The organism is Formosa sp. A9, assembly GCF_051200825.1.
GTDB lineage: Bacteria > Bacteroidota > Bacteroidia > Flavobacteriales > Flavobacteriaceae > Formosa.
The window spans coordinates 3,040,143-3,053,617 of record NZ_CP195158.1 but is presented as its reverse complement, the minus strand read 5'-3'; the positions used below and the strand labels follow the sequence as shown (position 1 = coordinate 3,053,617).

Annotated in this window: 9 protein-coding genes; 3 read left to right on the top strand and 6 right to left on the bottom strand. The window is 35.6% G+C overall.

What is annotated here, in order from left to right; all coding sequences use genetic code 11:
- Nucleotides 1-2: 2 nt before the first annotated feature.
- Nucleotides 3-1,016 (bottom strand): UDP-N-acetylmuramate dehydrogenase, encoded by a 1,014-nt coding sequence (murB, locus tag ACR9EA_RS13390; protein ID WP_435134017.1) that lies wholly within the window; start codon nucleotides 1,014-1,016, stop codon nucleotides 3-5.
- Nucleotides 1,016-2,206 carry a pyridoxal phosphate-dependent aminotransferase gene (locus ACR9EA_RS13385; protein WP_435134014.1) on the bottom strand — a complete coding sequence of 397 codons (1,191 nt, stop codon included), beginning with the start codon at nucleotides 2,204-2,206 and terminating at the stop codon, nucleotides 1,016-1,018. The genes murB and ACR9EA_RS13385 overlap by 1 nt, the downstream gene beginning before the upstream one ends.
- A gap of 197 nt (nucleotides 2,207-2,403) precedes the next feature.
- Here ACR9EA_RS13385 and ACR9EA_RS13380 point away from each other — a divergent pair, with 197 nt between their 5' ends.
- The gene (locus ACR9EA_RS13380) at nucleotides 2,404-3,741 is read left to right on the top strand and encodes an aspartyl protease family protein (RefSeq protein WP_435134011.1); all 1,338 of its coding nucleotides are present in this window, start codon (nucleotides 2,404-2,406) and stop codon (nucleotides 3,739-3,741) included.
- 44 nt (nucleotides 3,742-3,785) lie between these two features.
- On the opposite strand, the gene ACR9EA_RS13375 is transcribed toward ACR9EA_RS13380, so the two are convergent.
- On the bottom strand, nucleotides 3,786-4,214 hold the full coding sequence (locus ACR9EA_RS13375; protein WP_435134009.1) for a DUF1573 domain-containing protein: 429 nt from the start codon (nucleotides 4,212-4,214) through the stop codon (nucleotides 3,786-3,788).
- Nucleotides 4,215-4,479: 265 nt separating this feature from the next.
- On the opposite strand from ACR9EA_RS13375, the gene ACR9EA_RS13370 reads away from it, so the two are divergent.
- Nucleotides 4,480-7,122 carry a valine--tRNA ligase gene (locus ACR9EA_RS13370; protein WP_435134006.1) on the top strand — a complete coding sequence of 881 codons (2,643 nt, stop codon included), beginning with the start codon at nucleotides 4,480-4,482 and terminating at the stop codon, nucleotides 7,120-7,122.
- Between the two features lie 300 nt (nucleotides 7,123-7,422).
- On the opposite strand, the gene ACR9EA_RS13365 is transcribed toward ACR9EA_RS13370, so the two are convergent.
- Entirely contained in the window at nucleotides 7,423-8,274 is an 852-nt protein-coding gene (locus ACR9EA_RS13365) for a glycosyltransferase family 2 protein (RefSeq protein ID WP_435134004.1), read from the bottom strand.
- Entirely contained in the window at nucleotides 8,271-9,170 is a 900-nt protein-coding gene (locus tag ACR9EA_RS13360; RefSeq protein ID WP_435134001.1) for an FkbM family methyltransferase, read from the bottom strand. Before ACR9EA_RS13360 ends, ACR9EA_RS13365 begins: the two co-directional genes overlap by 4 nt.
- A 180-nt stretch (nucleotides 9,171-9,350) precedes the next feature.
- On the opposite strand from ACR9EA_RS13360, the gene ACR9EA_RS13355 reads away from it, so the two are divergent.
- On the top strand, nucleotides 9,351-12,395 hold the full coding sequence (locus tag ACR9EA_RS13355; RefSeq protein ID WP_435133998.1) for a T9SS type B sorting domain-containing protein: 3,045 nt from the start codon (nucleotides 9,351-9,353) through the stop codon (nucleotides 12,393-12,395).
- Between the two features lies 1 nt (nucleotide 12,396).
- On the opposite strand, the gene ACR9EA_RS13350 is transcribed toward ACR9EA_RS13355, so the two are convergent.
- A complete protein-coding gene (locus ACR9EA_RS13350) occupies nucleotides 12,397-13,455 on the bottom strand; it encodes a 3-oxoacyl-ACP synthase III family protein (RefSeq protein WP_435133995.1) in 1,059 nt (352 codons plus the stop codon).
- Nucleotides 13,456-13,475 lie beyond the last annotated feature (20 nt).

Here is a 13,475-nt window from a genome sequence, read left to right as displayed (position 1 = left end):
AACTATAATATATTAACTTCCGATTCGATGGTGATATTGAATATCCTTTTTACGGTTTTTTGTATAATTTGAGATAATTTAAAAATGTCTGAACCTTTGGCTCCGCCGTAGTTTACCAATACCAAGGCTTGTTTTTGGTGTACACCATAATTATCCAGTCGTTTACCTTTAAATCCAGCCAGCTCTATTAGCCATCCTGCAGGAATTTTCACCTCATTTTCCGATACTTTATAACAAGGCATGTCAGGAAATTGTTGCAATAAAGTCTTGTAGTTGGATGTGCTAATTACAGGGTTTTTAAAAAAACTACCACTATTGCCAATTTCTTTAGGGTTTGGCAGTTTGCTGTTTCTAATAGTTATTACGGCTTTAGAAATGTCTGTAATGGTTGGTTGTGAAACCCCCATGACTTCTAGTTCATTTTTTATAGCGCCATAGTTGGTGTGTAATGTATGGTTTCGTTTGGTTAGCTTAAACGTGACAGAGGAAATGATGTATTGACCCTTAGCGTCTTGTTTAAAAATGGAGTTTCTATAACCAAACTCACAATCGGCATTGCTAAAGGTTTCTGTATTTTTTGTGTTTATGTTAATAGCTTCGCAACTATAAAATACATCTTTTAGCTCAACGCCATAAGCTCCAATATTTTGTATGGGAGAAGTGCCTACATTACCAGGTATAAGCGATAGGTTTTCCAGGCCTCCAAAATTATGCTGCAACGACCACAACACAAATTCGTGCCAGTTTTCGCCAGCATTGGCTTGTACAAAAACATGGTCTTCTGTTTCCGAACAAATAGTAATGCCTTTAATGTTAATATGAATGATTAAAGCATCAACATTTTTAGTTAACAGTAAGTTGCTGCCGCCTCCTAAAATGAATTTTTCTGGGTAATTCGTGTTTTCTAGAACAACTGTTAACTCTTTAAGAGTAGACACTGTTACAAAATGTTTTGCAACAACGTCTATTCCAAAAGTATTATAGGGTTTTAAAGATATGTTGTGTTGTATCTGCACTAGTCTTTATAAACTTTTAAGGCTTCTTTTAAAATGTGTACAGCTTTTATTAAACTGTCTTTATTTAAAACATAAGCAATTCTAATTTGGTTTAAGCCAACGCCAGGGGTCGAGTAAAATCCACCTGCTGGGGCAACCATTACCGTTTCGCCATCAACATCGAAAGATTCTAAAAGCCATTGTGCAAAAGCATCAGAATTTTGTATTGGCAGTTCAGCAATACAGTAAAAAGCGCCTTTAGGCACACCTACTTTTACGCCTTCTATTTTATGTAATTCTTCAATTAAAGTATTTCTTCGGTCTACATATTCGGTGCTAACTTCATCAAAATAGCTTTGTGGCGTATCTAAGGCGGCTTCGCTTGCAATTTGCGCTAATGTTGGCGGACTTAAACGCGCTTGGGCAAATTTAAGAGCGGTGCTTATAACGGCTTTGTTTTTAGATACTAAACAACCTATTCTTGCGCCGCACATACTGTAACGTTTAGATACAGAATCGATCATAATGGCATGGGCTTCCAAACCTTTAACAGACATGATCGAGTTGTGTGTAACTCCATCGTAAGTAAACTCTCTGTAAACCTCGTCGGCAATTAAAAATAAATCGTGTTTTTTTACTAATTCTGCAAGTTGTTGTATTTCTGCTTCCGAATATAAATATCCAGTAGGGTTACCTGGATTACAGATTAAAATGGCTTTGGTTTTTGGGGTAATTAATTTTTCGAATTCAGAAATTGGAGGCAAAGCAAAATTGTCTTCAATTTTAGAAATTACGGGAACAACATTAACTCCCGAGGCTGTCGAAAATCCATTATAGTTGGCGTAAAACGGCTCTGGAATTATAATTTCGTCATCTACATCCATAATACTTCCAAAGGCAAAAAGCAAAGCTTCGCTACCTCCTGTAGTGACAATTATGTCTGTAGCAGCAACATCTATATTGTTTTTAGCGTAATACGCCGCAATTTTTGTGCGGTAGGCTTCAGAACCTTCAGAACGGGAATATTCTAAAATTTCTAGCGTGTTGTTTTTTACAGCTTCTAAAGCAACCTCAGGTGTTTTAATATCTGGTTGTCCAATGTTTAAATGATATACTTTTTTGCCTGCTTTGTAAGCTTGCTCAGAATAGGGTACTAATTTTCTTATGGGAGATTCGGGCATGGCTAGCCCTTTGTTTGAAATTCTTGGCATTGTAATGTGTTTAAAGTGCAAATTTGCAAAATTATTCTTGATTTTTTCTTAAAAGAAGTGTTTTAAAAACGACTTAAAATAAATTGTTGTAAATTAATGTTACTGAATTTTGCGAATTCTTAAACAAGTCTTTTTGTTTCAGTAAATTACCAGTGCTGTATTAAGGCTTATAGTTGTTTTTTTTAATAGGCATTACAATGAAATCTTTTTGTTTTATAATATGGTTGTTTTTGTATTCGGTGTGTTTTGTGCATGCCCAATACAATTTTAAGCTAGAAAACAATAAAAGATCAGATAAAATTAAATTCGAATTAATTAATAATTTAATAGTGATTCCTGTAGAGATAAATGGAGTAGAACTTTCTTTTTTGTTAGATACAGGTGTTGCTAAACCTATAGTTTTTGGCTTTTTAAACGAAACCGATACCCTTCAAATTAATAATACCGAAGCATATTTTTTAAGAGGCCTGGGCGAAGGCGATGCTTTTGAAGCTTTAAAATCTAAAAATAACATTTTTAAAATTGGCGATGCTGTTGCATTAAATCAAGATATGTATGCCATTCACGATGCCAGTTTAAATTTTACGCCGCAGTTGGGTGTGCCTATTCACGGTATTATTGGGTACGATCTGTTTAAAGATTTTGTGGTCGAAATAAATTACAGTGCGAAGTACCTAAAATTGCATCATCCGCAGTATTATACTTATAAAACTTGCGACAAATGCGAAACTTTAAATTTGGAATTTTATAATAATAAGCCCTATATAAATGCTAAGGTGAAAATTGATGAGGTTTATATTCCTGTAAAATTGTTAATCGATTCTGGAGGAAGCGATGCGCTTTGGTTGTTCGAAGATAAAACCTTAGGCTTGCATAGCGACTCTCATTATTTTGTTGATTTTTTAGGTCACGGTTTAAGTGGTACCGTACATGGTAAACGTTCTAAAATTGAAGCTTTAAAATTAAAGAACATTGTTTTAGATCGGGTAAATGTAGCTTATCCAGATTCTGTCGATATCGCTTTAGCAAAAATGAATAAAGAGCGCAATGGCAGTCTTTCTGGAAATGTCTTAATGCGGTTTAATGTTGTAGTAGACTACAGTAGGGCAAGGCTAACACTTAAAAAAAACCGACATTTTAGAAAACTTTTTAGTTATAATAAAAGCGGTATTATTTTAGAGCAACATGGTGTTGTTTTAGTAAACGAACCCGTTTTTAATTTTTCAAGAAACGATTCGGGAAATAATATTAAAATAGATTTAAATGTTAATGCCGATTACAAGCACTTACTAAAACCAGCTTTTGTAATTGTAGAGTTACGAGACGATTCTCCTGCTAAACGGGCAGGATTGTTGGAAGGCGATGTGGTGCTAGCTGTAAACAATAGGAAGGCTGTAAATTATAAATTACAAGAAATAATACATCTGTTTTACGGCGATGAAGGCGAAACCATAAAAATGAAAATAGACCGCAATGGTTACGAGCATTATTTTAAATTTCAGTTAGAAACACCTTTAAAACAAAACCGCCCTTGAGAAATACTCAAGAGCGGTTTTTATTATTTTAAGTAGGGTGTTTTTTAGTGTTGTTCTACCACACTTTTACCTTTTTTCTCGATAACCTCGGCTTTGCTTGGGTCGATTACTTCACCTTTAATTTTTAAAGCTACAGTTGGTGTGTCTGCGTTAGAAATTACGGTAATGGTTTTTCTAATAGGCATCACACGGTTTGTATCGTATTTTACTTCAATTTGCCCTGTTTTTCCAGGCATAATTGGTTCTTCAGGTTTTTTAGGTACAGTACAGCCACAGCTAGAGGTTACTTTAGACACGATTAAAGGTGCATCTCCTGTATTTGTAAACTCAAATACACGAACACCATTTGCTCCTTTTTCGATAGTACCATAATCGATAGTTTCAGATTTAAACTTGATTTTTGCTACTTTGTCTTGGGCTTGGATAGAGAAACTTAATAATCCAATAAATAAAATAGTTATAAGCTGTTTCATTTTTCTTTATTTTAAATTTAGTGTAAACGTAATTACTTTTTAGCCATTATGCAAAATTATTAGATGAATTGCACGATACCTGATTTAAAGTTTATGCCTTTAGGTCGTATAAATCTTCAATATAATTTCACAGCAATAGAAATATAAGTACTTTTGCATTTCATGCTCAAAAACTATTCCAAAGTAGAGGTTTTTAGGGCAAATGGCTTCAAAATAAAAAGAATAGAAGTCAGCAAAATTAAATAGTTACAAAAGATTTTTTCCTATGCAGCCTAATATTCCATCGCAATACGATGCTAAACAAGCAGAAAGTAAGTGGTACGATTACTGGATGAAACATAATTATTTTCATTCTACACCAGACGACAGAGAACCTTATACCATAGTTATTCCGCCGCCAAACGTAACAGGAGTGTTGCATATGGGGCACATGCTTAATAATACCATTCAAGATGTGTTAATTCGTCGAGCCAGATTGTTAGGTAAAAACGCGTGTTGGGTGCCAGGTACAGATCACGCATCAATTGCTACCGAAGCCAAAGTTGTAGCGAAGTTAAAGGAACAAGGCATCGATAAAAACGATTTGTCTCGCGATGAGTTTTTAAAACACGCCTGGGATTGGACCCACGAATATGGTGGTGTAATATTAGAGCAACTTAAAAAACTAGGTTGTTCGTGCGATTGGGATCGCACAAAATTCACCATGGACGACGACATGTCTGAAGCCGTGATAAAAGTGTTTGTAGACCTTTATAAAAAAGGACTTATTTATCGCGGTTACCGTATGGTAAATTGGGATCCCGAGGCCAAAACCACTTTATCTGATGAAGAAGTTGAGTACGTAGATAAGCAAGGAAAATTATATCATATCAATTATAAAATTGAAGGAAGTGATGATGTTTTAACTATTGCAACCACACGTCCAGAAACCATTTTAGGCGATTCGGCGATTTGTATTAACCCTACAGACGAGCGTCATTTCAACCTAAAAGGCAAAAAAGCCATTGTGCCAATTTGTAACCGCGTGATTCCAATTATTGAAGATGAATATGTGGATATTGAATTTGGTACTGGTTGCTTAAAAGTAACGCCAGCTCACGACGAAAATGATAAGGTGTTAGGGGATAAGCATAATTTAGAAGTCATCGATATTTTTAATGACGATGCAACCTTAAACAGTTACGGTTTACATTACGAAGGGCAAGATCGTTTCGAGGTTAGAAAAGCCATCGTAAAAGAGCTTGAAAGCTTAGGTTTAATTGCAAAAGTTGAAGATTATAATAACCGTGTAGGGATTTCCGAACGTACCAAAGCGATTATCGAGCCGCGCTTAAGCGACCAGTGGTTCTTAAAAATGGAAGAATTAGTTAAACCAGCAATCGAAGCAGTTTTAGGTGACGATGCCGATATTAAATTATTCCCTAAAAAGTTCGAAAACACCTATCGCCATTGGATGGAAAACATCCGCGATTGGAATATCTCTCGCCAGTTGTTATGGGGACAACAAATTCCTGCATTTTACTATGGTGATGGTAAAGAAGATTTCGTTGTAGCTGAGAATATTGAAGAAGCCTTAGTTTTAGCAAAACAAAAAACGAACAACCAACAACTAACAACTAATAACTTACGCCAAGAAACCGACGCTTTAGACACTTGGTTCTCGTCTTGGTTATGGCCAATGAGCGTGTTCGATGGTATTCGTAATCCCGAAAACGACGACATTAAATATTATTACCCTACTAACGATCTGGTAACAGGTCCCGATATTTTGTTTTTCTGGGTAGCCCGTATGATTATTGCTGGATACGAGTATAAAGACGAAAAGCCATTCAGTAATGTGTATTTAACTGGTTTGGTACGCGATAAGCAACGCCGTAAAATGAGTAAATCCTTAGGGAATTCGCCAGATGCTTTAAAATTAATTGACGATTACAGTGCCGATGGCGTGCGTGTTGGTTTGTTGTTGAGTAGTGCGGCAGGTAACGATTTGATGTTCGATGAAGCCCTTTGTCAGCAAGGGAAAGGGTTCGGGAATAAAATTTGGAACGCGTTTAACTTAACCAATTTATGGGAAGTAAGCGATGCGATTCCGCAGCCAGAATCTAGTAAAATTGCTTTAGAATGGTACGAAGCGAAATTCCAGGAAGCACTTGTAGAGATCGAAGATCATTTTAGTAAATACCGTTTAAGCGATGCTTTAATGGCGATTTATAAGTTGATTTACGACGATTTTTGTGGTTGGTTATTAGAGATAGTAAAACCAGCATATCAGCAACCAATCGATGCGAAAACTTTTAAAAGTGTTATCAGTTGTTTTGAAGATAATTTAAAAATCTTGCATCCGTTTATGCCGTTCTTAACCGAGGAGATCTGGCAATACATTTCAGAAAGAACGCCAGAAGAAGCCTTAATTGTTGCTGCTTGGCCAAAGATTAAAACAGTAGATAAAAGTATCATTGCGAAATTCGATTTTGCTTCTGAAGTCATTTCAGGAATCAGGACCGTGCGTAAAGAGAAAAATATTGCCTTTAAGGATTCAATAGGATTTTCAGTGATTAATAATGAAAATGTGAATGCCGATTTTGATGAGGTAATCGCTAAGTTAGGTAATTTGGAAGCGATAGATTATGTTACAAAGCCAGTTGAAGGTGCGATGACGTTTAGAGTAAAAGCCAACGAATATTTTATCCCGATGGCAGGCGCAATCGATGTGGAAGCGGAACTAGCAAAATTGTCGGAAGAATTGAAATACGTTGAAGGTTTCTTGAATTCCGTTCAAAAGAAATTATCCAACGAACGTTTTGTAAATAATGCTCCCGAAGCGGTTGTTGCTTCCGAAAAGAAAAAAGAAGCCGATGCTTTGGCAAAAATAGAAACTTTAAAAGCGAGTTTGGCGAGTTTAAAGTAATAACGTCACTCTGAACTTGTTTCAGAGTCTTACGATAAAATAGAAAACACCTCAGTAGATAATGTTGAGGTGTTTTTTCTTTAGAGTTGTCTTCAATCGGGATTCGTTGCAGACTCTCATTATAGAAAAATTTATTAGCTTTTTGTGTGATGCTGAAACACGTTCAGCATGACGTAGGTAATTTTTACATTGTTTTTAGTTTGAGATTCGTCACTCTGAATTCAATTCAGAGTCACATTATTTATATAACAGATGAAGTTGTTATTACTATCAAATTATTATCCTTAACCCAAATAAGTCTCAAAATCCAAACTTTTTCAACATGCCATCCCAACGCAGTTTTCTAATAAATGCGCCTTGTTCTGTGGTTACTAAAGGTATGAGGTTTTCTTTTTTGGCTTTAAAATACCCAGCCATATAATCGTTAAAAAGGCTGAGGTTTTTCTTTTTTACAGCGAGTTTTAAAGCCGAAATGGCGGTTATGGTCAGTCCGTAGCGCATTTTGTACATAGCTTCGCCTTGCATGTATTTGGAGCTTTTATTGTAACTCGCCCCTGTTGGTTTAAGGTGTTTTACATGCAGGGATTCGTCGGTAAGTAGCTCCCAATTATAAAACTTAGCCAACAGCTCGTCTACCGTATCCCAACCCATAGCAGGTTTTAATTGTCCGATATCTTTAAAACACTGCTTTCTGTAAGCTTTTAAAGCGCCACGAATGTGGTCTTTATTAGTTAAATCTTCTAAAATCCAATTGTTATCCTTTTCAATATAACAAAATCCAGCGGCCATACCTAAGCGCGGATTGGCAGAAAAATGTTGTGCGAGCTGTTCTAGGTAATTTTTCGGGAAAATTAAATCGGCATCAAATTTACATATTACATCGTAATCTTCGTTTAAAGTTTGTAAACCCTTGTTGAATGCATTGATGATTTTAGAACCTGGTAAATGTTCATCTGAAGAATGATTATTTACAATGGAAATCCATGGATGTTTTTTTATGAATGATTCGACTATCGCCTGAGTGTCGTCTGTGGAATGATCGTTAACGACCACCAATTGTTTGGGGACTAAGGTTTGGCTCGCTAAAGATTCTAAAGTTAGAGCTATCGAATCGGCTTCGTTGTGTGCGGGAATGACGATGTAAAAATTCAATAAACGACAAATTCTGAAATTAAATGAATTTTCGATTTTGGGATAAAAAAACAATTCCTAATTCCATCATCAACCTCTCTTTTAATTGTTTTTACTCTTATTAGTCCTTTAGGTGTATGGTTATAAAACACGTAATTTAATTGATTGAAAATGTCTTCCAATTCATTTTCAATTGTGTTGAACAAGGTTTCGCAAATAACAATTGGCTCGAATTTTTTTATCTCACTTAATCCAGAATTTAAAATAATAGTTTCTGTTCCTTCTGTGTCAATTTTAATTAAATCAATCTTTTTTAGGTCGTTACATTTAATAAAATTACTTAGGGTTGTAGATTTTACTTTGTTCAACACAAAGTTCCTGGATTTTGTTTTTGTGCCTGCATTGCCTTCACCTGCTAGATTGTGTTTTAGGTATTTATATTTCTTATTTTGAACTTCATAAAAATCTATTTCTCCAGTTGAATTTGATATTGCAAAATCAAGAAGTTTGATGTTGTTTTGAAAGTGATTTAATTCGATATTCTTCTTCAAATAATATTTTGGGCCAATTGCAGGTTCAAAGGCATAAGCTTTGATTTTTGGATTTGATTTTGAAGCTAATATAGAATAGTAGCCTATATTTGAACCAATATCTAAAAAGATATCAATGTTTTTAGATATTTTTTCAAAAATGTCTGAATACTCAAATTCCTTGTATCCATTCCAAAATAATAATTGAGTTAAATAACTAGTTTGATTCGTAGCCATTTTTAGATACCCAGAATCTGTTTTTATGTTTATTATTCCAGAGGGAGGTATTTTGATTTTATTTAAAAATAAATCTTTCAAGAAATAATTAATGTTTCTAAAAAGAAAATTTATTTTTGGGTGATAAATAATCCTATAAATTAAATCCATACTTGTTTTAGTATTTTACAAAGATAAATACATTCTTAAAATAATTGGTTAGTAATTTAAACAAAATAAGTAGTTGTTTTTACTATTGCATAATACAAAAATATATAAATGAGGATCATAAATATAATTTTCTTTTTAGTATGTTCTAGCATGTTTTCTCAAAGCTTAACTGATAATTTATTGCTTTATTATCGTTTTAATGGAGATACAAATGATTCAAGTTCGAATGGAAATCATGGTGACAATTTTGGAGGAACTTTTATTAATGACAGATTTGGTAATTCTGATTCTGCAATTTATTTTGATGGAATTAATGATTATGTGAATTTTCCTAATATACAAGAGTTGAAACCTGATTTACCTGTTTCTTTTTCATTTTGGATTAGATATGATAGTAATTCTTCAGAAGACAGAGAAGTGTTTAATACTTCTTTTGAGGAAGATAGAAATACAGGGGTTTTTTTTAACTCACAAGCATCAACTGGTAACTACGCCGTTAATTATGGTGATGGTTCATATAGTTATGTTTCTTCAACAAGAAGATCATATGTAACTAATTCTGCTATTGATGTTAATAATTGGCATCAAATAATTGTAATAGTTAATTCCGCAAACGATATGAGAATTTATTTTGATTGTATTGAAAATGGAGGCAGTTATTCAGGTTCGGGTGGAGAGTTACAATATTCAGATTTGCCAGGGTGTATAGGAAGGCATGATAGGACATTAGGTGTTCCTGCAAATTATTTTAAAGGAGCCATTGATGATTTTAGATATTGGGACCGAGCACTCACAGATGAAAATATTGCTGAATTGCTTTCATCAACTTTAATAAGCTCAATTGCCTTTACCAATTTAACTGAATGTGGATTAAATGATGGTAGTATTGTAATATCAAATTTAGAATTCAATACGAATTATACAATTACTTATGATTATTTAGGAGAAACAGTAACACATAATTTGCAATCTGATGATTCAGGAGTAATTGAAATAATCGGATTGCCTGAAGGTGTTTATGATGCAATTATGATAATTGATAATAATACAGGTTGTTCGAGTGATTTAGGCCAAGTAGAGCTTTTGTCCCCAGATTTAGAGGCGACTATAACATCAATCAATCCTACAGATTGTAGTTCCAATGACGGTGTTATAGCCATTGGCGGATTATCAGTAAACATGGAGTATACCGTTAGCTACAATGATGGCACAAGCCAATCGGTGACGATATTTTCAGATTCAAATGGGGAGATAGTTTTGACAGGGTTACCATCGGGACTTTATGGGAGTATCACGGTGGAAGAAGTCGGTGCAGATTGTTCGGATGATTTAGGCCAAGTAGAGCTTTTGTCCCCAGATTTAGAGGCGACTATAACATCAATCAATCCTACAGATTGTAGTTCCAATGACGGTGTTATAGCCATTGGCGGATTATCAGTAAACATGGAGTATACTGTTAGCTACAATGATGGCACAAGCCAATCGGTGACGATATTTTCAGATTCAAATGGGGAGATAGTTTTGACAGGGTTACCATCGGGACTTTATGGGAGTATCACGGTGGAAGAAGTCGGTGCAGATTGTTCGGATGATTTAGGCCAAGTAGAGCTTTTGTCCCCAGATTTAGAGGCGACTATAACATCAATCAATCCTACAGATTGTAGTTCCAATGACGGTGTTATAGCCATTGGCGGATTATCAGTAAACATGGAGTATACTGTTAGCTACAATGATGGCACAAGCCAATCGGTGACGATATTTTCAGATTCAAATGGGGAGATAGTTTTGACAGGGTTACCATCGGGACTTTATGGGAGTATCACGGTGGAAGAAGTCGGTGCAGATTGTTCGGATGATTTAGGCCAAGTAGAGCTTTTGTCCCCAGATTTAGAGGCGACTATAACATCAATCAATCCTACAGATTGTAGTTCCAATGACGGTGTTATAGCCATTGGCGGATTATCAGTAAACATGGAGTATACTGTTAGCTACAATGATGGCACAAGCCAATCGGTGACGATATTTTCAGATTCAAATGGGGAGATAGTTTTGACAGGGTTGCCATCGGGACTTTATGGGAGTATCACGGTGGAAGAAGTCGGTGCAGATTGTTCGGATGATTTAGGCCAAGTAGAGCTTTTGTCCCCAGATTTAGAGGCGACTATAACATCAATCAATCCTACAGATTGTAGTTCCAATGACGGTGTTATAGCCATTGGCGGATTATCAGTAAACATGGAGTATACCGTTAGCTACAATGATGGCACAAGCCAATCGGTGACGATATTTTCAGATTCAAATGGGGAGATAGTTTTGACAGGGTTACCATCGGGACTTTATGGGAGTATCACGGTGGAAGAAGTTGGTACAGGTTGTTCGGATGATTTAGGCCAAGTAGAGCTTTTGTCCCCAGATTTAGAGGCGACTATAACATCAATCAATCCTACAGATTGTAGTTCCAATGACGGTGTTATAGCCATTGGCGGATTATCAGTAAACATGGAGTATACCGTTAGCTACAATGATGGCACAAGCCAATCGGTGACGATATTTTCAGATTCAAATGGGGAGATAGTTTTGACAGGGTTACCATCGGGACTTTATGGGAGTATCACGGTGGAAGAAGTTGGTACAGGTTGTTCGGATGATTTAGGCCAAGTAGAGCTTTTGTCCCCAGATTTAGAGGCGACTATAACATCAATCAATCCTACAGATTGTAGTTCCAATGACGGTGTTATAGCCATTGGCGGATTATCAGTAAACATGGAGTATACCGTTAGCTACAATGATGGCACAAGCCAATCGGTGACGATATTTTCAGATTCAAATGGGGAGATAGTTTTGACAGGGTTACCATCGGGACTTTATGGGAGTATCACGGTGGAAGAAGTTGGTACAGGTTGTTCGGATGATTTAGGTCAAGTTGATTTGAATTGTATTAATGAAAATACGTTATGCTTTAAAACAAAAAAGTTTTTTACGCCTAACAATGACGGTTATAATGATTTTTGGAATTTAGAAGTTATATCAAATAATTGTGTTTATACCTTATATATTTTTGATAGGTATGGAAAATTATTGAAAACTTTAACTCCTGAAAATGATAAATGGGATGGAACTTATAGAGGAGTTGATATGCCTTCAAATGATTATTGGTACCTTATAATGTATTTTGATGGATTGAATAATCAACATTATACATCACATTTTGCTTTGAAAAGATAAGTTAATACCTATAAACTATGGCGTTTATGTGCATGCCAGCACCAACGCTTGCAAATATAACAACATCACCCAGGTTAAGGGTATGGTTTTTTAATTTGTTGTGGCGAACCATATCAAAAAGCGTAGGTACTGTGGCTACCGAACTGTTGCCGAGGGTGTTAATACTCATTGGCATGATGTGTTCTGGAATTTCGGTGCGGTATAAACGGTAAAAACGTTTTAAAATGGCTTCATCCATCTTTTCGTTAGCTTGATGTAAGAATATTTTTTTTACATCTTTTATGTCGGCGCCACTTTGTTCTAAACACGATTGCATTGCAGATGGCACATGTTTAAGTGCAAATTCGTAAATTTTACGACCATCCATTTTTATATAATGGGTGTCAGAGTCAATTGTTTTATTATTGGTTTTTCCGTAATACAAATAGAATGCTTCCTCGTAGGTGTAAGTTTCTGTGGCATGCGCTAAAATACCACCATTTTCTGTTGTGGTTTCAATAATGGCTGCGCCAGCACCATCCGAGAAAATCATGGCATCGCGATCATGATTATCGATAACACGAGATAGGGTTTCCGATCCAATCACTAGGCAACGTTTGGCCATACCTGCTTTTATAAAGGCTTGCGCTTGAATAACGCCTTCAATCCAACCAGGACATCCAAACAAAATATCGTAAGCGACACATTTTGGATTTTTAATACGTAGTAGATGTTTCACACGCGCGGCTAACCCCGGAAGGACATCGCTTTGTATAGATCCTTTTTTAACATCGCCAAAGTTGTGTGCGAAAATAATATAGTCTAAGGTTTCAGGATCGATGCCAGCATTGTTGATGGCTTTTTCGGCGGCAAAGAACCCGATGTCTGATGAGTTAATTTCTGGTTTCACATAACGACGTTCAGAAATGCCAGTAATCGATTTAAATTTTTCAATTATGACAGTATTGTCATTTTTAAAATTGCTGCCATCATCATTTAAAAAAGTATGATGCTCGAAACCTTCATTTTTTATAATTTCTGAAGGGATGTAACTTCCTGTGCCTGTTATTTTTATGTTCATAAAATGAAAATTGCCTTTAG

Excerpts from the sequence above, each read along its gene's own strand:
- ACR9EA_RS13385 (WP_435134014.1), bottom strand. The coding sequence starts at position 2,206 with ATGCCAAGAATTTCAAACAAAGGGCTAGCCATGCCCGAATCTCCCATA.
- ACR9EA_RS13380 (WP_435134011.1), top strand. The coding sequence starts at position 2,404 with ATGAAATCTTTTTGTTTTATAATATGGTTGTTTTTGTATTCGGTGTGT.
- ACR9EA_RS13375 (WP_435134009.1), bottom strand. The coding sequence starts at position 4,214 with ATGAAACAGCTTATAACTATTTTATTTATTGGATTATTAAGTTTCTCT.
- ACR9EA_RS13370 (WP_435134006.1), top strand. The coding sequence starts at position 4,480 with ATGCAGCCTAATATTCCATCGCAATACGATGCTAAACAAGCAGAAAGT.
- ACR9EA_RS13360 (WP_435134001.1), bottom strand. The coding sequence starts at position 9,170 with ATGGATTTAATTTATAGGATTATTTATCACCCAAAAATAAATTTTCTT.
- ACR9EA_RS13350 (WP_435133995.1), bottom strand. The coding sequence starts at position 13,455 with ATGAACATAAAAATAACAGGCACAGGAAGTTACATCCCTTCAGAAATT.